Source organism: Serratia sp. Ser99 (assembly GCF_024519545.1).
Taxonomy (GTDB): domain Bacteria; phylum Pseudomonadota; class Gammaproteobacteria; order Enterobacterales; family Enterobacteriaceae; genus Serratia; species Serratia liquefaciens.
In genome coordinates this window covers 23,765-46,965 of record NZ_JALJRT010000005.1, presented here as the reverse complement: position 1 = coordinate 46,965, position 23,201 = coordinate 23,765, and the positions used below count along the sequence as shown (strand labels likewise).

General features: G+C 56.6%; 16 protein-coding genes and 2 pseudogenes. 11 read left to right on the top strand and 7 right to left on the bottom strand.

Annotated features, from left to right (window positions below):
• From exbD to NR114_RS11920, 3 genes and pseudogenes are all read left to right on the top strand, one after another.
• Positions 1 to 423 carry a TonB system transport protein ExbD gene (exbD, locus tag NR114_RS11930; RefSeq protein ID WP_020828649.1) on the top strand — a complete coding sequence of 141 codons (423 nt, stop codon included), beginning with the start codon at positions 1 to 3 and terminating at the stop codon, positions 421 to 423.
• A gap of 138 nt (positions 424 to 561) precedes the next feature.
• Positions 562 to 822 carry a type II toxin-antitoxin system ParD family antitoxin gene (locus NR114_RS11925; RefSeq protein WP_046372621.1) on the top strand — a complete coding sequence of 87 codons (261 nt, stop codon included), beginning with the start codon at positions 562 to 564 and terminating at the stop codon, positions 820 to 822.
• Positions 822 to 1,115 (top strand): annotated as a pseudogene (locus NR114_RS11920) (type II toxin-antitoxin system RelE/ParE family toxin). Before NR114_RS11925 ends, NR114_RS11920 begins: the two are co-directional and overlap by 1 nt.
• Positions 1,116 to 1,165: 50 nt before the next feature.
• Here the strand turns inward: NR114_RS11920 and NR114_RS11915 are convergent.
• From NR114_RS11915 to NR114_RS11890, 6 genes are all read right to left on the bottom strand, one after another.
• A complete protein-coding gene (locus NR114_RS11915; protein ID WP_122080238.1) occupies positions 1,166 to 1,984 on the bottom strand; it encodes a shikimate 5-dehydrogenase in 819 nt (272 codons plus the stop codon).
• A 36-nt stretch (positions 1,985 to 2,020) separates the two neighbouring features.
• Positions 2,021 to 3,064, bottom strand: coding sequence for a substrate-binding domain-containing protein (locus tag NR114_RS11910; RefSeq protein WP_046372623.1), 1,044 nt, complete (start codon positions 3,062 to 3,064; stop codon positions 2,021 to 2,023).
• Positions 3,065 to 3,085: 21 nt separating this feature from the next.
• Entirely contained in the window at positions 3,086 to 4,495 is a 1,410-nt protein-coding gene (locus NR114_RS11905) for a sucrose-6-phosphate hydrolase (RefSeq protein WP_234530838.1), read from the bottom strand.
• Positions 4,495 to 5,865, bottom strand: a complete 1,371-nt coding sequence (locus tag NR114_RS11900; protein WP_020828643.1) for a sucrose-specific PTS transporter subunit IIBC — start codon at positions 5,863 to 5,865, stop codon at positions 4,495 to 4,497. The genes NR114_RS11905 and NR114_RS11900 overlap by 1 nt, the downstream gene beginning before the upstream one ends.
• Before the next feature lie 65 nt (positions 5,866 to 5,930).
• Entirely contained in the window at positions 5,931 to 7,340 is a 1,410-nt protein-coding gene (locus NR114_RS11895) for a carbohydrate porin (RefSeq protein WP_129941666.1), read from the bottom strand.
• 230 nt (positions 7,341 to 7,570) lie between these two features.
• Positions 7,571 to 8,500, bottom strand: a complete 930-nt coding sequence (locus NR114_RS11890; protein ID WP_048759785.1) for an aminoimidazole riboside kinase — start codon at positions 8,498 to 8,500, stop codon at positions 7,571 to 7,573.
• Positions 8,501 to 9,080: 580 nt separating this feature from the next.
• Between NR114_RS11890 and NR114_RS11885 the strand changes: the two genes are divergently transcribed.
• From NR114_RS11885 to NR114_RS11855, 7 genes are all read left to right on the top strand, one after another.
• Complete coding sequence (locus NR114_RS11885; protein ID WP_116691736.1) at positions 9,081 to 10,796, top strand: ShlB/FhaC/HecB family hemolysin secretion/activation protein; 1,716 nt, start codon at positions 9,081 to 9,083, stop codon at positions 10,794 to 10,796.
• A gap of 10 nt (positions 10,797 to 10,806) precedes the next feature.
• A complete protein-coding gene (locus NR114_RS11880) occupies positions 10,807 to 11,337 on the top strand; it encodes a toxin-activating lysine-acyltransferase (protein ID WP_020828639.1) in 531 nt (176 codons plus the stop codon).
• A 10-nt stretch (positions 11,338 to 11,347) separates the two neighbouring features.
• Positions 11,348 to 21,085 carry a hemagglutinin repeat-containing protein gene (locus tag NR114_RS11875; protein WP_256824835.1) on the top strand — a complete coding sequence of 3,246 codons (9,738 nt, stop codon included), beginning with the start codon at positions 11,348 to 11,350 and terminating at the stop codon, positions 21,083 to 21,085.
• A 5-nt stretch (positions 21,086 to 21,090) separates the two neighbouring features.
• Positions 21,091 to 21,555, top strand: coding sequence for an SMI1/KNR4 family protein (locus NR114_RS11870; protein ID WP_020828634.1), 465 nt, complete (start codon positions 21,091 to 21,093; stop codon positions 21,553 to 21,555).
• Between the two features lie 141 nt (positions 21,556 to 21,696).
• Positions 21,697 to 22,224: a hypothetical protein gene (locus NR114_RS11865; RefSeq protein WP_125470335.1), complete on the top strand. Its 528-nt coding sequence runs from the start codon at positions 21,697 to 21,699 to the stop codon at positions 22,222 to 22,224.
• Positions 22,225 to 22,241: 17 nt separating this feature from the next.
• On the top strand, positions 22,242 to 22,538 hold the full coding sequence (locus NR114_RS11860) for a hypothetical protein (RefSeq protein ID WP_128865732.1): 297 nt from the start codon (positions 22,242 to 22,244) through the stop codon (positions 22,536 to 22,538).
• A complete protein-coding gene (locus NR114_RS11855) occupies positions 22,535 to 22,897 on the top strand; it encodes a DUF596 domain-containing protein (RefSeq protein ID WP_128865731.1) in 363 nt (120 codons plus the stop codon). The genes NR114_RS11860 and NR114_RS11855 overlap by 4 nt, the downstream gene beginning before the upstream one ends.
• Before the next feature lie 40 nt (positions 22,898 to 22,937).
• On the opposite strand, the gene NR114_RS11850 is transcribed toward NR114_RS11855, so the two are convergent.
• A complete protein-coding gene (locus tag NR114_RS11850; protein WP_020828631.1) occupies positions 22,938 to 23,138 on the bottom strand; it encodes a hypothetical protein in 201 nt (66 codons plus the stop codon).
• Between NR114_RS11850 and NR114_RS24280 the strand changes: the two are divergent.
• Positions 23,095 to 23,201: pseudogene (locus tag NR114_RS24280) on the top strand (hemagglutinin); the annotation flags it as partial. The gene NR114_RS11850 and the pseudogene NR114_RS24280 sit on opposite strands and share 44 nt — an antisense overlap.

Below are 23,201 nucleotides of genomic sequence, written 5' to 3'. Positions count from 1 at the left end.
ATGGCGATGCGCTTAAATGAAGATCTGGACGACAGCGGCGAACTGCATGAAATCAACGTGACGCCGTTTATCGACGTCATGCTGGTGCTGTTGATCATCTTTATGGTGGCCGCGCCGCTGGCAACGGTAGATATCCGTGTCGATCTCCCGGCGTCCTCCGCCAAACCTCAGCCGCGTCCGGAAAAGCCGGTGTTCCTGTCGGTGAAAGCGGACAAACAGCTCTACGTTGGTGAGCAGGCGGTCAGTGCAGATCAACTGACGTCGGTGCTGGATCAACGGACGCAGGCGAACAAAGAGACCACCATCTTCTTCCAGGCGGATAAGAGCGTGGACTACGAAACGCTGATGAGCGTAATGGATACGCTGCGTAAAGCCGGCTACCTGAAAGTGGGGCTGGTGGGGATGGAAGGCACCGCCAAGTAGCGGGCTGGCATCACCCAGGATTAGAAGGGCGCTCAGGCGCCCTTTTTTATTGACTGAATTTCGTACAGGGGCTTGACGCATTGCCGACAAATGAAAATACTAATAGATAGTAATTAACACTACTTTCCGGAGTCGGCCATGCCAACTAGCATTGCTTTAAGCCCTCATTTTGAAAAGTTCGTTCATGAGCAAATTGACAGCGGACGTTACGGCAACGTCAGCGAAGTGATACGGGCAGGGCTGCGTCTGCTTGAAGAACATGAGCGCGCGATGAAAATTGAAGAGTTGCAGGTGGCCATTGTACAGGGAGTTGAAAGTGGTGAGGGAGTCCCGGCGGATGAGGCGTTTGCGCGCTTGCGGGCTAAATACCAACGGATGGTGGATAACGGAAGTGACTGATGAGGCTAACAATATCGCCGGCAGCGATATATGACATTGAAAGTATTGGCGATCATATTGCACAGGATAACCCGGCCCGGGCGCTGAGTTTTATTTCTGAACTGTATAACCAATGCCAGCGAATCGGTGAGTCGCCGGAAACCTACCAATAGCGACCTGAGCTTGGCCGGGACGTCAGGATCAGCGCCTACGGTAAATACCTAATCGTTTTCACAGCGATACAACGTAATGTCAGGATCGAGCGAGTACTTCACGGTGCGAGAAATATTTTGCGTCTGCTGGCTCATCGCTAGGCCATCAAGGCCGCTCAAACGAACCGCGGCCCTGGCGTTGTTTAGCGTTTTTAACCGCGAGCGTGCGCTGCAGCACGGGCGATTTGCTCATCGGTAGGACGTACGCCGGTGTAGAGGACAAACTGTTCCAGCGCCTGCAGTGCAATCACTTCTGCCCCGGTAATCACCTGTTTGCCGTGCTCACGTCCGTAACGGACCAGCGGGGTTTCCGCAGGCAGCGCCACCACGTCGAAGACGATTTTCGCCGCATCGACAGTCGCGGGCGCGAAAGCCAATTGCTCCGCTTCTGCACCGCCGGCCATGCCGATTGGCGTTACGTTGATCACCATATCCACTTTTAGCTCATCGACTTGCGCCTGCCACTGATAGCCGTATGCACTTGCCAGAGCCTGTCCGGCCTGCGGGTTACGGGCGATGATATAGCCATTTTTAAAACCGGCGTCACGCAGTGCCGCGGTCACCGCTTTTGCCATACCGCCGCTGCCGCGCAGGGCAAAGGCGGTTTCTGTCGGGATTTGGTACTGGGCCAGCAATTTGGCGATGGCGATATAATCCGTGTTATAGGCCCGCAAAAAACCAGCGTCATTGACGATGGTATTGACCGATTCAATCGCCGTTGCGGAAGCGTCCAGCTCATCGAGGAAAGGGATGCAGCTCTCTTTGAACGGCATGGAAACCGCGCAACCACGGATGCCCAAAGCCCGTACGCCGCCCACTGCCGCCTGGATATCCTGGGTAGTGAACGCCTTGTAGATAAAGTTCAGATCCAGTTCCTGATACAGATAGTTATGAAAGCGAGTACCGAAGTTGCCTGGGCGACCGGCCAGCGACATGCACAGCTGGGTATCTTTGTTAATCTCACGGCTCATGCTGAGCTCCTTAAGCGGAAAAAGAAAAACCTCAAGTCAGGGCTGGCCGAGCAGCGCCTTCGAACCGGCGTGGCGCCAGTGGATATTGCCCGGCAGGTAAAGCGCGTTCTGTTCCAGGGGCCGCTCGTCAATCAGCGCGCTGACCATGTCGAAGCTGTGTTGCGCCAGGGCACGACAGTCTTGGGCCACGGTGTCGATTTTCAGCGTCAGGCCATCGAACAGGTAGTGATCGTCGAAACTGCACAAATGCAGGTCGCTCTCCATCAACTGGTGCTGATTCAGGTAGCGCAACACCCCTTCCAGCAGACCACAGGCGGCGGTAAATAACGCTTTTGGCGGACGGCCCAACTGTGCGCACAGCTGGGCGAACATCTCGTAGCCGGAGCTGGGGTGATAATTGCCGTTGATGATCCATTCCGGTTTACACGCCACGCCGGCGCGCTCAAGGCCGAGCTGAAAACCGGCCAATCGATCGCGGGTTGGTGAGATGCGCGGTTGCCCGCCAAGGAAATAGAACTCGTCAGGATGCTGGCGCGCGACGTTTTCCACCAGCGTAGCGGTCGAGCTCAGCGAGTCGGTGATCACCAGCGGCAGTTCGGAGCCGGTAATCAAGCGGTCCATCTGCACTACCGGCAGGCTGGCGTTAATCTTTTGGTATTCCGCATCGTTGAGCTGGCTGGAGGCGACAATCAGGCCGTCGACCTGACGCTGCACCAGGCTGTTCACCGCCATCATTTCCTGCGCCGGGTTTTCGTCGGTACAGGCGATCAGCAACTGCAAACCGGCCTCGCGGCACAGGGTTTCCAGCTCGCGTGAAATCACCGCAAAACCGTAGTTGGTCATTTCCGGCACCACCAGCCCCAGAGTATGGCTGCGGGAGGAACGCAGCGAGCGGGCATGGAAGCTGGGCTGGTAATGGTGCTCGCCGGCCAGCGCCAGGATGCGATCGCGGGTATCGTCGGACACCCGATACTCCTTGCTGCGGCCATTAAGCACCAGGCTGGCGGTCGATTTCGACACGCCGGCCAGTGCGGCAATATCACTGATGGTTATGCGTTTATTTTTTTTCACTGACGGCATCTGAATTCATCGAAGGATGCGTCATTCTAGCATGCATGGCGTCAGCGACCAGTGCTCGAGCGCCAGCTGCGCTTTACCGCTCAGGTGCAGCAAGGGTTGTGGGCCGGGGAAGTAGCGCGAACTCATGGTCGCTTCGCCGTGATTGATAAAAATCTCCACGCTCGAACGGTCGAACAGTATCTGCAGCTGAGTCAGCTCACCGCGCCAGTAACGGTGTTCCGGCTGCCCGCTGCGCAGGTTGTTGCGCGTCAGCCGCAGCACGGTGCCATCCCAATTCAGGGCCATCGCCCCGCCAAAGTCGGCGTTGAACGCGCCGTTTGGCGCCAGCAGCAGTTCCGCGCTGTCGACAGGCCAGCAGGGCGCGTCGTCGGCGGTGCCCTGCCATTGGCGGTTTTCGCCCCTCAGCTGTTGCAGTTCACGTGCCGGACGTTGGCAGAGTCTGCCGTTATGCAACGACAGCTCCCGTGGGCAGGTCAGAATATGGATCCAGCCATACTGCAGGGTCGGGTGGCAATCCTCGTCTTGCTCCGGCACGCCCATCCAGCCAACCAGTAGCCGGCGACCGTCTTCGGTCAGGGTGGTCTGCGGCGCGTAGAATTCAAACCCGGCATCCAGTTCGTGGAAATCCTGATGGTCGAAAGTGGCCTGTCGATAGTCCAGCCTGCCGGTGAAATATCCCGCCTGGTAAACATTGAGATAGCGTTCGGCCTCCGCCGCCAGGCCTTGCGGACAGCAGATAAGCACCTCGGCACCGTCCAGCGTAAATAGATCCGGGCATTCCCACATATAGCCGAAGTCACCGATGCCGTTCAGCTGTGAGCCGGCGATTTCACCCAGCAACTGCCAGTTGCGCAGCTCGGCGGAACGCAGCAGTAAAACCTTACCGCGATCCTGCAGGTCACGGGCACCGAGCACCATGTACCAGTTGTCCTGATGGCGCCAGACCTTCGGATCGCGCACGTGGCCGCTATAACCCGGCGGCAGCGGCAATACAGGCCCGAGCTTGTCATAACCGCCGTGAGCATTTTCCTGCGCCAGGCATTGATAGGCGGTGCGCGAGCCGTCGGGATATTTTACGTTGCCGGTGTAGGCCAGCATGATTTTGCTGTCTGCCACTACCGCCGAGCCGGAATAACAGCCATGGCTGTCGTAGCAGGCTCCCGGCACCAGCGCCACCGGCTGGTGCTGCCAGTGGACCAAATCCGTCGACTGCCAGTGACCCCAGCATTTGTTGCGGTGATCGCAGCCCAGCGGGTTCCACTGATAGAACAGGTGGTAAACCCCGTTATGCTGAATAAAGCCGTTGGGATCGTTGAGCAGCCCGACGCTGGGGGCCAGGTGCCACGCCGGTCGGTGCGGATCGCGCAGCGCCTTGGGCATGCCGCTCATCATCGCCTGAACGGCCTGTTTCATCAGGTTTAGTTCTTCCATCATTCACTGTCCGTTTTGTATTTCAGCAACAACGAGAGGGTAAAGGCGCTGCCAAAGGCGATCACCAGACCAATGATATAACTCACCAGCGAACTGGCCTGCACGATTGCCATTCCCGGAATGGCCGTGAGCCCGACGGCGTTCATGCCGACATGATTGGCCACCACCCAGGCTCCACCGAGCGCACCGCCCGCCAGAGCCGCCAAAAACGGTTTCACAAAGCGCAGGTTGATGCCGAAAAGCGCCGCTTCGGTAATGCCAAGCATGGCGGAAAAGGCCGAAGGTACCGCAATGGCTTTGATTTTTGCGTCACGGGTTTTGAAATACACCGCCAGACAGGCGCCACCCTGGGCGATGTTGGCCATTGACCAGATCGGCAGCAGGAAGTTAACGCCGATATTCGGGTTACCGAGCAGTCCGGCCTCGACGGCGTGGAAGCTGTGGTGAATGCCGGTGATCACGATAGCGGAATAGAGGCCGCCGAACAGCAAGCCGGCAAACCAACCGGCGTGGGTAATCAACGTGCTGAGGACAAAGGAGATGCCGTCACCCAGCGCGCGCCCGGCAGGGCCGATAAACAGCATGGCGACGAAGCCGGAGATCACCACCGTCAGGAACGGCGTCAGGATCAAATCCAGCGCGTTGGGGATCACCTTACGCAGCTGTTTTTCCAGCACGCTCATAAACCACACGGTCAGCAGCACCGGAAATACCGTGCCCTGATAGCCGATCATGGCGATCTCCAGCCCGAAGAAATCCATGGTATGGAAACCACCGGCCACGCCCCAGGCGTTGGTCAGCGCCGGATGCGTCAGAATGCCGCCGAGCGTGGCACCCAGATAGGGGTTACCGCCGAACTCGCGCGCCGCGGTGAAACCGATCAGGATCGGTAAAATGATGAATGCCGCCGAACTGAACATGTCCAGCATCACGAACAGGGCGCTGTTGGCATCGGCCCAGCCGTAGGTTTTCACCATGCCGAGCAGGCCCATCAGCAGGCCGGAAGCGACGATGGCCGGAATGATCGGCACGAAGATATTCGACAGCAGGCGGGCGATGCGTTGCAGCGGATTAAGTTTTTTAGCGGCTATATCGGCGGCTTCCGATTTACTGGATTCGCTGACGCCGGCCGCTTTGATAAATTCCGCGTGCACCTTGTTGACCAGCCCGGTACCGAAAATCACCTGGATCTGCCCGGCGTTGCTAAAGCAGCCTTTCACCCCGTCCAGCTTGCCGATCGCCACTTTGTCTACCTTGCTGTCATCCACCAGCACCAGACGCAGGCGCGTGGCGCAGTGGGCGGCACTGGCGATATTTTCTTTACCGCCGAGCAGCGGCAATAGCGCGTTGGCGGTTGCGGTTATGTCCATGTTCACTCCCTTCATAAATAAAAATGCCGCCGCGGTTTTTCGCGGCGGAAATCAGTTCATCCGCGTCAGAAGAAGTACTTGAATCTGGCACGTACGCCATAGCGCTGATCGTTATTGGCGTTGGCTATCTTGTTCTCGGCATTGGCCTCCAGCATCGAAACGTAGGCGCCGAGATACAAATTGAAATTCTTCATATTCATGATGTTAGGTATCTGATACGAAGTATGGATTGTGTGGATGTCATACTTGCCCGGTTCGCTGAGCGGGTTGCTGATATCGGCCGTCATTCCGGCAGTGTTAAACTCTTTGATGTTGTTGTGAGCATAGATATAACCCACTTCAAAGCGGCGCCACAGCACGTTGACCCCGGCGGTAAAGTCCTGCTCGCCGGAGGCGTCAAGATAGGCAGTGCTCAGGTTGGCGACCACGCCGTTGTCCGGATGAGTGGCAGTGTTGTTCCAACTGAGGGTCATGCCATAGCCGTTGCGCTTGGATTGGTCGACGAATTGTCCCTGACTGTCATGGTAGCCATAGGCGTTGTTGACCACGTTGCTTTCCATCGCCACCGCCGCGCTGAGCCGATCTTTTTTCCAGGCGATCACCGGCCGCAGGTAGGCGACATTCTTTTTGTTATCCAGGCTGTTGCCGTGATAGGCGTCGTCCTGGAACAGCGAAGTACCGTCTTCGACCAGCGTATTCAGCTCGAAGTAGAAGTCGCCGGCGTACTTGCTCAGCATCAGGTTACCGCCGCTGCTGCTACGACCGCGGCCTTCTTTCATCATGTAGATATAACCGAAGCCATCAGCATACAAATCGTTGGCGGTATTGCCGGAATACTGGATGAAAGTGTCCTGATTGAGCGGGAACATGTCATAGGCTTCAAAGCGACCAATCTTGGTTTGCCAGTTCTTTTCGTTACCGAAGAAGAAGGCGGCATCGTCGAGGTTCATTTTGCCGGTCATGTCTGCCAGCGGTTGCACACTGAAACCAGAAAAGTTGCCATCCGGGTTGCGGCGATAACCGTCCACGCCGACCAGTATGCGACCGTTGATATCCCACTTTTCTTTGTTACCGGGCTTCCAGTCCTTGTTGTCGCTGCCTTTCAGCGACGTCAGCTGGCCGCTGCGGCTGGCGCCGTCAAGGTTGAATTCGACGTCGCCGTACAGCTTAAGATCGGTTAAGCCGGTGAGCTTCAGGTTGGTGGCCGGTGCGGCGTGGGTTTCCAGCGTCGCGGTACGCTGCGCCACTTGTACGGTTTGCCGCTCGGTGTTGGCGGTACGCTGCTCCAACTGCTGAGCCTTGCGCTCCGCCGCCGTGGCGCGCGTTTCTGCCTGGCTCGCCCGTTGTTCGGCCTGCTGCAACCGCTGTTCCAACGCATTGAGACGCGCTTCGATGCTGTCGTTGGCGCCTGCCGCTGCGGCAGAGGTAGAGATGAGAAGCCCTGTAGTGATGGCCAGATAGCTAAGTTTTTTCATGATTTTCTATCATCCGGGAAGGTTGTTATTATTTTTTGCTAAATTGATAAACCGGTTTTTCAGGATGAAAGATAGTGAGTTGCTGTGCGGCTGGCAATCAAGTTTGCTAACCCGATTCAGCTATTGTGATCGACTCCGCAAATTGTGCCTGAACTGGCAAGGGCGAATGTGGCCCCGATATTGTTTGCTTAATCTCGGGTCTTGTCGGGGCCAGTTTTACTGTGGGCGGCTCAGCGGCGAAGGAAGGCCCGGAGCTCGTCGGCATGCGGCAGCGCGGTCATCGCACCTTTGGCGGTAGTCGCCAATGCGCCGCAGGCCTGAGCCTGAGCGATCACCGCCGGCCATTGTTCCTCCTGCGGCAAAGCGCCGATCTGCGCCAGCGCCGCCAGCAGGCCGGCAACAAAAGCGTCGCCTGCACCGGTAGTATCGACAGGGGTGATTGTGGGGGCACGGAAATGCCGGATCTGCTTGCCGTCGTGTACGCATACGCCGTTGCCGCCCAGCGTCACCAGCAATAAACGCAGCGGGTAGCGTTGCATCATCCAGTCAATGGCACTCTCCAACTCACCGATATTGCTGATAAAACTCAGCTCTTCCAGCGAGATTTTCACCACGTCTGCCAGCAGCAGGGCCTTTTGCAAACAGGTGCGCAGCGCATCCGGTTGACGCCAGACCTCTTCACGAATGTTCGGGTCAAAGCTGACCCAGCCGCCGGCCGCCTTGATGTTCTCCATGGCGGCAAACGTGGTGCTGCGGCTGGGCTCCTGCGACAAGGCAATAGAGCAGACGTGCAGCCATTCATCGGCGTTGAATTCAGGCAGATCTTCAGGCTGCAGGAACAGGTCGGCACTGGGATTGACCATGAAAGTGAAGGAGCGCTCGCCCGACAAATCAAGGTCCACCACCACGGTGGAGGTGTGGTGATCGGGGTCCTGGAACATATGGCCAATATCCACCTGTTCTTCGCTCAGTACCTGTTGCAAGAAGGTGCCGAAACTGTCTTGGCCAACCCGGCCGATAAAGGCGCTGTCGCCGCCCAGGCGGGCAATGCCAACCGCCACATTGGCAGGCGCACCACCGGGACACTTAAGGTAACTGTTTGAGTTTTCAGGCACCAGGTCGACGACTGCATCACCCAGAACCCATACGCGATTAACCATGTTCAACCTCTGTTTTCACCCGTGTCAGATGGCGAGCTAAAATAGAAGAACCGGTTTAGCATTGCAACGAAAGAATCTGTCGCACCAGGCGAAAGGCAGCAGACTGCGAGGTGGCTATGACTTGATGGCGGAATAAGTTATATCGATTGTGAATAAGTAACGCATTGACAAATATAATTAAAAAACAGCATGGCAATTAATCGCGAATTTGATTTCTGGTGGGAACTAATAAAGTGGTTAATCGTATTTGAAATAGGAAATTTCTTAAAGGTTGTAACCTGTTTAGCGTTAATGACTCGGTGATGAATAATTGCATTGTTTAGATGCAATTATTCATGAATATGAATGTCGATTAAAATGGAGATATAAATATAGTGATTAAAAACAATTTGTTAGTTGTTATTTTTGACTTGGCTTAACAGCGCTGGCATTAGCCTTGCAGATCCTTCTTATTAAGCATTTTGTTACCCAGCGCCCATTGCCGAGCAAAATTAAGTTGATCGTGAGCTATTCGTGCGCATAATGTTTGCGTTTATTTACAATTCTTATCTTTTATTTGTCTTTCGACAGGGAAAAAGTAATGCGCCACTCCGCTTACTCTTCGCTCGGCCTTGCTGTGCGCAAGGGCTGTATTCCATTTGGCTCCGTTGTCTTGCCGCTATTTATATTCAGCCAACCGTTGCTGGCGGCAACATCAAACAGCGAACAGCTGATCATACAGCAGCAGCGGCAAAAGGCGCTGGAGCAACAGCTGACCCCTCCGACGCCGGATGTGCGCTTGTCGCCACCTTCATCCAGTTTTGGACGCATTGCTTTCCCGCAGGAAAAACCCTGCTTCCCAATCGATCAGGTCGAATTGAGCGGCCAGGACAAACTCCCGCATTGGCTGCCGTTACAGCGCATCGCTAATCAGGCGCAGGGGCGCTGCCTGGGCGGGCAGGGCATTAACCTGTTGATGAGTACCCTGCAAAACCGGCTGGTGGATCACGGCTACATCACTACGCGCGTGCTGGCGCCGACGCAGGATCTGAAAAGCGGCAAGCTGCGGCTGGTGGTGGTGCCGGGCTACGTGCGGCAGGTGAAACTGACGCCTGACAGCGGCCATTACATTCAGCCTTACAGTAGCTTCCCGGCCCATGCGGGCAACCTGCTGGACCTGCGCGATATCGAACAGGGGCTGGAGAACCTGCAGCGCCTGCCGACGGTGCAGGCCAATATGGAAATCATCCCCGGCGAACAGCCCGGCGAAAGTGACATTGCCCTGAGCTGGAAGCAGGAACGCATGTGGCGTATTGGCGCCTCGCTGGATGATTCCGGCACCAAAAGTACCGGGCGTTATCAGGGCGGTTTAACGCTGTCGCTGGATAACCCGTTTTCGCTCAGCGATCTGTTCTATATCTCCGGCTCTACCGATCTGCAAAACCAGGGCGGCAAGGGATCGAAGAACATCACCGGGCACTATTCGGTCCCGTTCGGTTACTGGATGGCCGGGGTTACCGCCAACAGCTATGACTACCACCAGACCATTGCCGGTCAGAATCAGGATTACCGCTACAGCGGCAAAAGCAAGAATCTGGATTTCCAACTCAGCCGGGTGCTGCACCGCAACGGCAGCCAGAAAACTACGCTGACGTATGACGTGCTGGCGCGCGAGTCCAGTAACTACATCAACGATACCGAAGTGGAAGTGCAGCGCCGACGCACCTCGGGCTGGCGCCTGGGGCTGCAGCACCGCCACTACATTCAACAAGCTACGCTGGACGCGGGTGTCAGCTATCAGCGCGGTACCCGTTGGTTCGGCGCATTGCCTGCGCCGGAAGAGACCTTTGGCGAGGCCACGGCGCTCAGCAAAATTGTGCAGCTTAACGCCCAGCTCGACGTGCCATTCAGTCTGTTCAGCCAGAATTTCCGCTACAACGTGCAATACCAGCGTCAGATCAGCGATACGCCGCTGACGCCGCAGGATCAGTTCGCTATCGGCAACCGTTGGACGGTGCGCGGCTTTGATGGCGAACGCACCCTGAACGCCAATCATGGCTGGTTCGTCCGTAACGATCTGGCCTGGCGCACACCGTTGCAGGGGCAAGAGTTGTACCTCGGCGTCGACTACGGCGAAGTGGGCGGTTACGGTTCCGACTATCTGGCTGGGCAGCACCTGGCCGGTGGCGTGGTGGGGCTGCGCGGCTACGCCTTCAAGGTCGGTTACGATCTGTTCGCCGGCGTGCCGTTCTCCAAACCCGAGGGGTTCAGCACCAGCCCGGTCACCCTGGGCTTTAACCTGAGCTGGAACTACTGAGGGCACGACCATGCGCATAGGCGAATACGATATCAGGGCGCCGTTGATCCTCGGCGGTGAAGACAGTGAGGCGGAAGCCTTTGGTGCGGCGGTATGGCTGTGGATGCATTCACCGATGCACCGCGACGCCCCGTTGCACACCCTGCCGACCCTGCTGCTGCCGATCATCAAGCGACAGCAATATGTGCTGGCGTCGCACCAGAATCAGCCGGTGTTTTTCCTCAGTTGGGCCTGGATGAATCAAGAGGCCGAGGCGCGGTATTTGACGCAACCTGCGGTGAATATGCTGGAAAGTGACTGGAACAGTGGCGATCGTCTGTGGTTCTGCGACTGGATAGCGCCCTTTGGGCACACGCGAGAAATGCGCAATCTGATCGCTCGGGAAATCTTCCCGCACCTGTGCATGCGGGCGCTGTATCACCGCGGAGAGCAGCGCGGAAAGCGCGTGGTGAACTTTAAAGGCGCGCAGGTTAGCCATCAACAGGCGCAGCAATGGTGGGCGAGCCACCCGTTAGCCGTCGAGCCGTCAGAAATCCAATAAGGACATTGCCATGAACAAGAACCTGTATCGTATCGTTTTCAACAAAGCGCGTGGCATGCTGATGGTGGTGGCGGATATCGCCCGCTCCGGCCGTGCCGGGTCAGCCCGTTCGTCTGGTTTGGGGCATACCCTGAGCCAGTGCACAGGCAAGATGAACGCCGTCAGCTTTAGCCTGCTGATGGCGCTGGGGGCTATCCAACCGGTGCAGGCGGCGATTATTGCTGACGGCAATGCGCCGGGCGGCCAGCAGCCGACCATCGTCAACAGCGCTAACGGTACGCCACAGGTCAATATCCAGACGCCAAGCGCCGGTGGGGTTTCTCGCAATACCTACAGCCAGTTTGATGTCGACAAACAGGGTGCGATCCTCAACAACTCCCACAAAATGACTCAAACCCAGCAGGGCGGCTGGGTCGACGGTAACCCGTGGCTAGCGAAAGGCGAAGCCAAGGTGATCCTCAACGAGGTCAACTCCCGCGATCCCAGCCGTTTGAACGGTTATATCGAGGTTGCCGGGCAGCGTGCTCAGGTGGTGATCGCCAACCCGTCAGGCATTACCTGTAACGGTTGCGGTTTTATCAACGCCAACCGCGCCACCCTGACCACCGGGCAGGCGCAGATGAACAACGGTAACCTGACCGGCTTTAACGTCGAACGCGGTGAAGTGGTGGTTGAAGGCGCCGGTATGGACAGTTCGCGCCAGGATTACACCGAAATCATTGCACGTTCGACGAAGATTAATGCCGGACTGTGGGCGAACGATCTCAAAGTCACCACCGGTCGCAACAAGGTGGATGCTGCGCATCAACAGATCGACAAACAAAGCGACGAGCCGGCCACCCGTCCACAACTTGCGGTGGATGTGGCTAAGCTGGGCGGTATGTACGCCGGTAAGATCCGCATGATCGGTACCGAAACCGGCGTTGGGGTACGTAACGCCGGTAACATCGGTGCGCAGGCCGGCAGCGTGATAGTCACTGCCGATGGCCGTATTGAAAACAGCGGCAAAATCAGCAGCGGCGCTGATACGCAACTGGCCTCGAAGGGCGGCGTCAGCAACAGCGGTTCGCTGTTCGCGGCGGGCCATGCCGATGTCAGCAGCGACGGTGAGGTACAAAACAGCGGTTCTATTGCGGCCCGCAATAATGTGCGTATCCAGGCAGCCAGCCTGAACAGCGGCAAAGGCAGTACGCTGGCGGCCGGTGTGCAACAGGATGGTCGGCTTGGCGGCAGCGGCGAGCTGGCGCTAACCACCAGCGGCAAACTGACTGCGCAGGGCCAAAATCTGGCGGCAGGCAACCTGCGTGCCAATGGGCAGGGCGTGGACATCAGCGGCAGCCGTACCGCGGCTACTCAGGTCACATTGGAAGCCGGGGCCGGCGATTTGTCCACGGCCAATGCGCAGGTTGAAGCCGCGCAACAGCTCACCGCCAGCAGCGGCAAGCGGTTCAATAATGACGGTGGCAAGCTGGCGGCGAATAAACTGGCGCTTAACGCACATGACTTATCCAACCGCAAGGGGGAGATCACCCAGCTTGGCGAAGACAACCTCCGGTTGAACCCACAGGGCAAACTGGATAATGCCGGTGGCCGTATTGCCAGCAACGGCAATGACTTGACGTTGGAAGCGGGTCTGATCGACAACCAGGGCGGGCAAATCGTCCATGCCGGTAAAGGTGCGCTGGCGGTGAATACCGGTCGCTTGCAGGGCGATGGTGGCAAGCTGCTGTCCAACGGCCAGCTCAGCATGCAGGGCGGCGACTACGTATTGGACGGCGGCACCACTTCGGCAAAGCAGATCGCGTTGGATGCCGGTAGCCTGTCTAACCGCAGCGGCCAACTGGTGCAGAGCGGCAAGGGTGAGATGCGCCTCACTACCCGCGAGGGGATTGATAACCAGGGCGGCCAACTGGCGGCAAACGGCAACGTCGCGCTTAACGCCGCGCGGTTGAACAACCAAAGCGGCAAAGTGATTGCTGCGCAGGACGGCAGCCTGAAGGCACAGGTCAGCGGCGCTATCGATAACCGACAGGGACAACTGGCGGCCAGCGGCCATACTCAGCTGCGGGCGGACAAGCTGGATAACCGCAAGGGGTTGGTTTCCGCCGCGACGGGCAATGCTGAGGTCACGGCGCGACAGGCGCTGGATAACCGCGGCGGCCGTATTGAGGCCAACCAGGCTCTGCAACTGACCGGTGCCGGGCTGGAGAATCAGGCCGGGCAGGTCGTGGGCGGCGCGCTTTCGCTGGCGCTGGGCAAAGGGGCACTGAACAACCAACAGGGCGTTATCGCCGCCAGCGGAGATCTGGGCCTGAGCAGCGGTGTGTTGAACAATGACGGTGGCCTGCTGCAATCCGCCGGCAATATGAATATCGACACCCAGGGCGCGGCGTTGAGCAACCGCCTGAGCGGTGAAACTGGCGGCATCCTCAGCCAGGGGACGTTGACGATCCACAGCGGCGCGCTGGACAACAGCCAGGGCATGCTGGTGGGCGCCGGGACGACCGATCTGTTCACCGCCCAGCTTGATAACAGCCAGGGCACTCTGGTCGGCAAGCAGAAGCTGAATATCGACAGCATGGCACTGACCAACGACGGTGGACTGTTGCAGGCGGGCGGCGATGCGCGCATCGATACCCACGGTCAGGCGTTGAGCAATCGTGATAGCGGCAAGAATGGCGGTATCAGCAGCCTGGGCAAACTGACGATCGCCAGCGGTGCCGTGGATAACCAGGCCGGTTTTATCGCCAGTTCGGGTGACCTGCAGCTGTATGGCGAGCAACTGGATAATCGCCGCGGCACGCTGGCTTCAGAGAAGCAGCTGTCGGCCACCGCCAGGGTGATCAATAACCAGGGTGGGGCGATCAAGTCCGGTCAGGATATGACGCTGGATGCCAAAGAATTGCTGGATAACAGCAATCTTGGGGTGATTGGCGCAGGCAAAAAACTGCAGCTGGACAGCGCCCATTTGGTGAACAATCAGGGCACGCTGGTCAGCGCCGATGCAGCGAAGATTAACTTCGGCCTGCTGGAGAATCAGGGCGGCCAGTTGGCGGCACAGACGGCGCTGGAGCTGCACGGCAATAGCCTCAATAACAACGACGGTGGCCTGATCCAGAGTGGTGAGGGGTTAGATCTGACCGTTGAGCGGCTGACCAACGCCAACAGCGGCGACAAGGGCGGCATCACCAGCCAGGGTGCGATGAACCTCACTACCGGCGTGTTCGATAACGGCCAGGGCGTGGTGATTGCCGGCAAGGGCTTGCAGCTCGATGCCGAAGCGCTGCTGAACGGTGGCGGCAAACTGGTGGCACAGCAGGCATTGGTGTTGAATACCACCGGCGCAGGTGGCCTGAATAACCAGGGTGGATTGGTGCAGTCGGGCGCGGATATGCATGTCGATACCCACGGCCAGCTGCTGGATAACCAGAACGGTACCCTGCACAGCCTGGGTAAACTGCAGCTCAGCAGTGGCGACGTCAATAATCAGGGCGGAACGCTGGGGGCCAAAGGTGACTTTGCCCTGGCGGCGCTGAAATTGGACAACAGTAACGGCGGGCGGATTGTTGGCGAACAGGCGGTTCAACTCGCCAGCGCCGGTCTGGATAACCGCAATGGACAAATTCAGGCGGTCGGCAACCTGTTGCTGGACAGCGCGCAGGGGGTTATCGACAACGCCCTGGGGCTGATCCGCAGCGGCGCCACCGTGACGCTCAATGCCCTGCAGTTCATCAACGACGACACCAAGGCGGAAAATAAAGGGCTGGAAGGCCAAGCCGTGGCGTTGAACACCGGCTCGTTGAGCAACCGGGGCGGCAGCATTCTGGCTAACCAACAGCTGACTATCACCAACGGCGGTCAGTTGGATAACAGCGCTGGCCAACTGGCCGCCAGCGAAAACCTGCGGTTGCAGGGCGCGGCGCTTAACCTGCTGAACACCGGCGGTATCGTTAAAGCGGGCAAGCTGCTGGACATCAACGCAGCAGCGGTCGGCGGCGACGGGCAATTGCTGTCGCTGGGCGATATGAACCTGGTCAGCGCACAGGGCATCAATAACAGCGGTGAGATGATTGCCAACGGCAATTTCAATTTCACCACGCCGGGCGATGTGACCAACAGCGGCAAACTGCTGGCGGGTGCCAAGCTCGATCTGCGCGCCAATAATCTGTTCAATGCCGCCAGCGGCGAGATAAACGCCGGGCAGGACTGGCTGACGGTCAACGGTACCTTGAACAACTATGGTCTGATTGACGGCAAACATACGTTGATCCAGGCCAATACGCTGACCAACATTGGCACCGGCCGTATTTATGGCGATGCTATTGGCGTGCAAACCGTCACCTTTAACAACCTGGCGGAAAACGGCACCGCTGCCACGCTGGCCGGGCGCGAACGGGTGGATATCGGCACCCAAACGCTGAATAACTACGATCATGGGTTGATCTACAGCGGCGGGGACATGGCGATTGGCGGCCAGCTTGACGCCAACCACCTGGCCACTGGCCAGGCCGGCACCCTCAATAATCACAGTTCGACCCTTGAATCTGCGGGCAACATGGCTATTTCGGCCGGACAGATCAACAACGTCAACGACCGCTTTACTACCGAACTGGTCACCGTTTCCAACGGAAAAATTACCGAGTATCAGCAATCGGGCGACCCGGTACGCTGGATGGCCGGAGAACCGGGCGTTTTCGTTGACCGCAATTCATCAGACTCGCTGTTGAACCTGAATACCCCAGGGAAAACTGGGCATAACAACGACAGATTTACGCAATACGACTACAACCGCACGGTGCAGGAAACCCAGGTCAAGGAAAGCGATCCGGCCAAAATCATCGCGGGTGGCGATATGGCGATCAACGCCGGGCATCTGCTGAACGACAAGAGCCAGGTGATCGCGGGCGGCACGCTGGCGATTAATGCCGGCAGCGTGGATAACGTGGCGGTGCCGGGCCAGCGCCTGACCACCGACGTCGGCGAAGTGACCAGTTACTACCGCATCAAGAAGAAGGGCAAAGATAAGCAGGGGCACAATGCCACGGCCTATACGCCACCGACCACCATTCAGACCATTTCGCTGAAGCCGAGCCAGCTGATTGACCACGGACAGGTGGCAGGTAACCCAATCGCCATTGCCCCACTGACGCAGCAGGGCACCAATGCCACTATCGGCGCTGCCGGTGGGGTCAATGCTGTGGTCAGCGGCAGTGATATTTCCGCCGGCTTGCAGACCATTGGCAGCGGCGCTCTGCCGGTGATCCAGGCCGTAGCGTTGCAGCCGGGCCAGCAGTTCGAAGTCGCCAACAAGGTCAATAACCAGCAGGGCGACGCGGCGGACAGCGTGGTGCGCATTGTCGGGCCAGACACCCGTTTGCCGGACAACAGCCTGTTCAAGACCAATCCGGCGCCGGGCGGCCAGTATCTGGTGGAGACCGATCCGCGCTTCACCAACCAGAAAGCCTGGTTGGGCTCGGATTACATGATGGGTAAAGTGACCAATAATCCGGATAACGTGTTGAAGCGCCTGGGTGACGGTTACTACGAGCAGCGGCTGATCCGCGAACAGGTGATCAACCTGACCGGCCAGCGCTATCTGGACGGTTTCAACAACGACGAAGAGCAGTTTAAGGCGCTGATGGATCAGGGGCTGGCCTTCAGCCAGCAATATAACCTGAAGGTGGGCGTGGCGCTGACGGCTGAGCAGATGGGGTTGTTGACCCAAGATATCGTTTGGCTGGTGAACGCCAAAGTCACCTTGCCGGACGGCAGCCAGCAAAACGTCCTGGTACCGCAAGTGTATGCCCGCGTGCAACCGGGCGATCTGGATGGCTCCGGTGCGCTGATTGCCGGGCGTAACGTCAATCTCAATCTGGGCGAAGGCCTGTTCAACAGCGGCCATATCGCCGGGCGTGAAGTGGTGAAACTGAGCGCCGCCAACATCACCAACGTGGCGGGCCAGATTCAGGGGGCCGACGTTGGCCTGACTGCCCGTACCGACATTAACAATATCGGCGGGGGGATCCAGGGCAACAACTCGCTGCTGGCCAGCGCCGGGCGTGATATCAACGCCATCAGCACTACCCGTACGGTGCAGAGCGTTAACGGTGCCAACAGCTTCGAACGCACCAACATCGACAGCGTGGCAGGCATGTACGTGCAGGGAGCCGACGGCAAGCTGATGCTGCAGGCCGGTCGCGACATCAAGTTGGATGCGGCGCAGGTGGTTAACAGCGGTGAGAATGGCCAAACCCTGCTGAGTGCCGGGCGCGATCTCACCCTGAATACGGTGACCACGGCCAGCCGCGACAACCTGATCTGGAATGGCGACAACAGCCTGAAACAGGGCAACAGCCAGCAGGTCGGCAGCGAAGTGGTGGGCAAAGGGGCCGTGACCCTCAATGCCGGGAACGATATTACTGCCCATGCGGCAACGGTTTCGGCCGGCGATGCGCTGAACCTCAATGCCGGCCATGACATCAATATTCTCAGCGGCGAGAACACTCTCGATCTGGACGAGCGACACAAGGTGACCGGCGGTAACGGCCTGATGTCGAAAACCACGACCACCACCCGCGACACTCTGGATCGCCAGACCGTACAGGGCACTACCCTGAGCGGCGACAGTATTAATGTATTGGCGGGCAATGATTTACGCGTTCAGGGCAGCAGCGTGGCCGGGACTCAGGACGTGAAACTGCTGGCAGGGAACGATCTTAGCATCACCGGCGCGACCGAAAGCAACAGCGAACTGCACCTCAAGCAGGAGAAAAAATCCGGCCTGATGAGCAGCGGGGGTATCGGCATCAGCTACGGCACCGAAAGCCTGAAAACCACGGATACCGCGCAGGGGCTGACCAATCAGGGCAGCACCGTCGGCAGCGTAAACGGCAACGTCACTCTGGGGGCCGGTAATAACCTGGCGGTGACCGGGTCCGAACTGGTGGCCGGCAAGGACATGGCGCTGAGCGGCAAGAATGTGTCGGTGACGCAGGCGCAGGATCAGAACAGCCAGACTCACAAGGTTGAACAGAAGAAATCCGGTCTGACACTGGCACTGTCCGGCACGGTCGGCAGTGCGCTGAACACTGCGGTAGAAACCTCGCAGCAGGCGAAATCCACCGACGACAGTCGCCTGGCGGCATTGCAGGGTACCAAGGCGGCGCTGAGCGGCGTACAGGCGGTGCAGGCGGCGCGTTTGGCGCAGGCGCAGGGCGCCGATCCGGCCAATAACAACATGGTGGGGATCAGCATTTCCTACGGTACCCAGTCTTCCACCTCTACTCAAAACAGCGGGCAGAGCACCGCGCAGGGCAGCAGCCTGACGGCGGGCAATAACCTGAGCATTACCGCCAGCGGCAACGGCGTGAAGGGCCAGGACGGCGACATCCTGGTGCAGGGCAGCCAGTTGCAGGCGGGCAAGGACGTCACCCTGAACGCCAACCGTGACGTGAACCTGCTTTCCGCCAAAAACACCCAGTATCTGGACGGTAAAAACGAGAGCCAGGGCGGCACGCTGGGCGTGGGTATCGGTGTTGGCTCCGGCGGTATTGGGCTGAGCGTTTCCGCCAGCGTCAACAAGGGCAAGGGTAACGAGAAGGGCAACGGCACCAGCCACACCGAAACCACGGTTAACGCCGGTAATCAGGTCAACATTACCAGCGGGCGCGATACCAACCTGATCGGCGCACAGGTCACCGGCGAATCGGTCAAGGCCGACGTTGGCCGCAATCTGCTGCTGGAAAGCCAGCAGGACAGCGATCGTTACGATTCCAAACAGCAGAATGCCAGCGCTGGCGGCAGCTTCACCTTCGGTTCGATGACCGGTTCGGGCAGCATCAGCCTGAGCAAAGACAAGATGCACAGCAATTACGACAGCGTGCAGGAGCAGACGGGCATTTTCGCCGGCAAGGGCGGCTTTGACCTGACGGTGGGCGAACATACCCAGCTTAACGGCGCGGTGATCGGCAGCACCGCCACCGCCGACAAAAACACGCTCGATACCGGCACGCTGGGCTTTAAGGACATTCACAATCAGGCCGATTTCGACGTGGAGCACCAGAGCGTAGGCATCAGCTCCGGCGGCAGCATTGGCAGCCAGTTCGCCGGCAACATGGCCAACGGCCTGCTGGTGGGCGCCAACAACAGCGGACACGACAGCTCAACCACCTTTGCTGCGGTAAGCGACGGCACCATCATCATCCGCGATCAGGACAAACAAACGCAGGACGTCAACGACCTGAGCCGCGACGTGGAGCACGCCAACCAGACGTTAAGCCCGATCTTCGACAAAGAGAAAGAGCAAAAACGGCTACAGCAGGCGCAGCTGATCGGCGAGATCGGCAATCAGGCGATGGACATAGCGCGGACCGAGGGGGCGATCGCCGCAACCAAAGCCGCCAACGAGAAAATGAATAACGTTACCGATGCCGATCGCCAGGCAGCAGCGGATAAGCTGGCGAAAGAGAAACCTGGCAAGGTCATCACCGATAAGGATATCAACGAACAGATTTACCAGACGGCGTATAACCAGGCGTTCAGCGAGTCGGGCTATGGTACGGGCGGTAAGGTTCAACGTGCGATGCAGGCGGCCACGGCAGCCGTTCAAGGATTGTCTGGTGGTGATTTGACGGGCGCACTGGCTAATGGTGCCGCACCTTATATTACTAAAGTCATAGCCGACAGTATCGAAGATCCGGCAGCACGAGTCCTGGCGCACGCAGCGGTTAATGGTGCGTTGGCAGCAGCGCAGGGCAACAATGCCTTGGTTGGCGCGGGTGGCGCTGCGACGGGGGAACTTATCGGCATGATAGCGAGCGATTCCTACGGCAAGCCGGTAAGTGAACTGAATGAAACAGAGAAGCAGACGGTTTCGGCATTGGCGACATTGGCAGCGGGCCTGGCTGGTGGCTTGATTGGTGATAGCAGTGCTGATGCAATCGCGGGTGCGCAGACCGGTAAGACGGTGGTGGAGAACAATGCGATTAGCGATATCGTAGAGAATAAATTCTCTGGAATAACGCAGGAAGAAAAATACCAAAGAGCACAGGATGAGCTTAAAGCGGCAGTAGAGGCCTACCAGCAGAAAACCTGTGCTGGGTTGAGTCCAGATGCTTGTTCGGCCAAGTTGCACGCTAACAGAGATGAAATGCTGAAAGGCGCCGCCGGTTTTGGTATAGACTTTGTACCTGTGGTGGGGGATATCAAGAGCTTTGCGGAAGCGCAGAGCGCACTGGATTACCTGGCCGCGACAGTAGGGTTGGTTCCTGTACTGGGCGATGGTGCCGGTAAGTTCATCAAGGCGGCAGAGAAAGCGCTGGCAAAAGGTGATGTTGCTGACGCATCGAAGTTACTCAATAAGGCCAGTGATGAAGTAAGCAGCGCCAAGTACTTCGGCCAAGAAAGGAAGTATTGGTCTGCTGAACCAATACAATTTAATGGTAACAAGGTCTATCAGCGGAATGATTTGTTTGATCCTAATGCTGTAGATGCCAGGGGGCGAAGCAATATTCAAAGGATGGAAAAAGGGTTGGCACCACTTGATGCAAATGGAAACTCTGTGAATTTACATCATATGTTGCAACGTCAAGATGGCCCTATAGCGGAGGTAACTCAAGCTTTCCATAAAGAGAATCATGGGGTTATCCATATCAATGATAACAGTATTCCTTCTGGCATTAATCGGACTGAGTTTGACAAATGGCGTTCTAATTACTGGAAAGAACGTGCTCAGGCTTTTAAAAGGTAGATGATATGAGCTTGAACGATATGAAAAATGCCATTGATATTATTAATGGTAAGATTGACGAGGCAGACTTTGATGGGCCTAAAGATGATGCGCTCATTAAATCTGCTGAGAAGGTACTTGGCTTAAGCTTTCCTATAACATATCGATTCTTTTTAGAGAATTTAGGATGTGGGGATATCGCGGGTCAAGAGTTTTATGGGCTAATTAAATCTGATTTTTTTAACTCAAGTGTTCCTGATGCTGTTTGGATAACGATCCAAGAACGAAATAACTCTAATTTACCAGATAATTATATAATTGTCAGTGCTACGGGAGATGGGGATTATGTGGTCTTGGATTGTGCTCAATCAGGCTCAGAAGCTCCTGTTAAGCTATGGTCTCCTGGAGTGAATGATCATCAGCTCGCATTTAAGCCATTAGCAAATGATTTTGGCGAGTTTTTTTATAAACAAATGCAAAGTATAAGTTGATCTAATTCCCCCGGCTTTAGCCGGGGTTAGTATTTTTAAGCCTGAAACCCTTTCGCGGTATGCGAAGCGGGTACTCAGGCGAAATGGACTGCAATAGATGCGGGCCAGGATGGCAGCTTTGCTGCGGGAATTGTCGCGGGCGTGCCTGCTTCACTGTACGAAACGGTAGAAGGCATTGTGAAAATGGGCTTAAGCCCAGTGGACACATGGAACTCAATCTCTGCCTTATTCGACGGTGATGGTGTATTAAGTAATGTTAGCGGCGCAGTAAAACAATCTTATATCGACAGAATAGATAAGCTGACTACTGAGTATCAAAAGGCGGGAGCCAGCGGCTCATTCAATGCAGGGGGCGAGGGTGGTAAACTACTGACTGATATTGCATCTTTGGCTGCCGGTGGTGCTGGGCTGGCCAAGGGCGGAGTGGTACTGACGGAGAAGTTTGCAGCTAAGGTTGCGGGTAAGGCTGAGTCGACAGCTATGAATGCTGGAAAATTATCAGCTGAAAAAGAAGCATTAGAAAGAATCGGGCAAAATGCGAAAAATAGTTCTGATTTAAGTGGAAAACCATCTGGGGCGATATTACAGCAGCAAGCAGTGAAAAAAAATTTGATGGCCTTGCCACTCAGTTTAATAATCCGGCAGTACATCCGAAGGACTTCCAGTTAAATATTAATGGGAAAACAATGGTTGCAGCTCCACCGTTAAGTTTAGGTGCTCCTGTATTTAAAGGAGCTACTGACGCTGATGTTATGACTTACTTTAAGCAACTTTCGAGGTCAGAGAATATGCAATCAGCTAAGGTGGTTCCTGGTAAAGGTACGGTATATTCGTTAAAAGTCACAGAAGGACCTTCTGCTGGTAGCACTTTGACATTGAGAGACTTTTCAACGTCAGCACAACAAACTGGTGCTAAATGGACCATAGATTTAATGACTCCATCTATAAATGGTGGAAGAAGGGTGGAGATTAAATTTAAATGATTAAAAATATCAATGAGATATATAAATCTGTTGCCGAAAGTTCTTATGGATTGTCTTTGGGGGCTATATGGCAACATATCAGTGTTGAATGTTCTGAGTTGCCTGATAACTACTCTTTCAGGAAAAAAATATTTTTTGTTGTTTTAGGTAACTTATTGAATAATAAAAAAATTAAACTAGCTACGAATGGCGTGTTTTTGACTGCTCCTGTTGAGCAACAAATAAAAATGTTGGAAGAGGCCTGGCCTGCTTACCCATATGAAGATGATGATTTAGATGAATATGGAATGTGGTTTTTAGTTAAGGCACCTGTTGGGGTCGTTTGGCTAACACCTGATGGTGGAGAGCTATGGACTTGAAATAATCCCGACTACCGAGCCGGGATCCTTTTATCAGCCGTTACCAGCACCATCCGTCACGGCGCTTGAACACCGGCGCATCGCCGATATCGTTCAGCGGGCCCGGAAAATCCTTCAGCCACAGGGCCACCTTCTTGCGGTTGTCGAGAATAACTATCTGAGCAGTAAGCAGGTAGATGCATGATCTGCTGAAATGAAATTCTGTCAGACCAGCGGCGGTAAGCGACGGCACCATCATCATCCGCGATCAGGACAAACAAACGCAGGACGTCAACGACCTGAGCCGCGACGTGGAGCACGCCAA

Coding starts and splice junctions, on each gene's coding strand:
- NR114_RS11885 (WP_116691736.1), top strand. CDS start 9,081: ATGCGCCACTCCGCTTACTCTTCGCTCGGCCTTGCTGTGCGCAAGGGC.
- NR114_RS11880 (WP_020828639.1), top strand. CDS start 10,807: ATGCGCATAGGCGAATACGATATCAGGGCGCCGTTGATCCTCGGCGGT.
- NR114_RS11860 (WP_128865732.1), top strand. CDS start 22,242: ATGGTTGCAGCTCCACCGTTAAGTTTAGGTGCTCCTGTATTTAAAGGA.
- NR114_RS11870 (WP_020828634.1), top strand. CDS start 21,091: ATGAGCTTGAACGATATGAAAAATGCCATTGATATTATTAATGGTAAG.
- NR114_RS11900 (WP_020828643.1), bottom strand. CDS start 5,865: ATGGACATAACCGCAACCGCCAACGCGCTATTGCCGCTGCTCGGCGGT.
- NR114_RS11855 (WP_128865731.1), top strand. CDS start 22,535: ATGATTAAAAATATCAATGAGATATATAAATCTGTTGCCGAAAGTTCT.
- NR114_RS11905 (WP_234530838.1), bottom strand. CDS start 4,495: ATGGAAGAACTAAACCTGATGAAACAGGCCGTTCAGGCGATGATGAGC.
- NR114_RS11890 (WP_048759785.1), bottom strand. CDS start 8,500: ATGGTTAATCGCGTATGGGTTCTGGGTGATGCAGTCGTCGACCTGGTG.
- NR114_RS11875 (WP_256824835.1), top strand. CDS start 11,348: ATGAACAAGAACCTGTATCGTATCGTTTTCAACAAAGCGCGTGGCATG.
- NR114_RS11895 (WP_129941666.1), bottom strand. CDS start 7,340: ATGAAAAAACTTAGCTATCTGGCCATCACTACAGGGCTTCTCATCTCT.
- exbD (WP_020828649.1), top strand. CDS start 1: ATGGCGATGCGCTTAAATGAAGATCTGGACGACAGCGGCGAACTGCAT.
- NR114_RS11910 (WP_046372623.1), bottom strand. CDS start 3,064: ATGCCGTCAGTGAAAAAAAATAAACGCATAACCATCAGTGATATTGCC.
- NR114_RS11915 (WP_122080238.1), bottom strand. CDS start 1,984: ATGAGCCGTGAGATTAACAAAGATACCCAGCTGTGCATGTCGCTGGCC.
- NR114_RS11850 (WP_020828631.1), bottom strand. CDS start 23,138: ATGATGATGGTGCCGTCGCTTACCGCCGCTGGTCTGACAGAATTTCAT.
- NR114_RS11925 (WP_046372621.1), top strand. CDS start 562: ATGCCAACTAGCATTGCTTTAAGCCCTCATTTTGAAAAGTTCGTTCAT.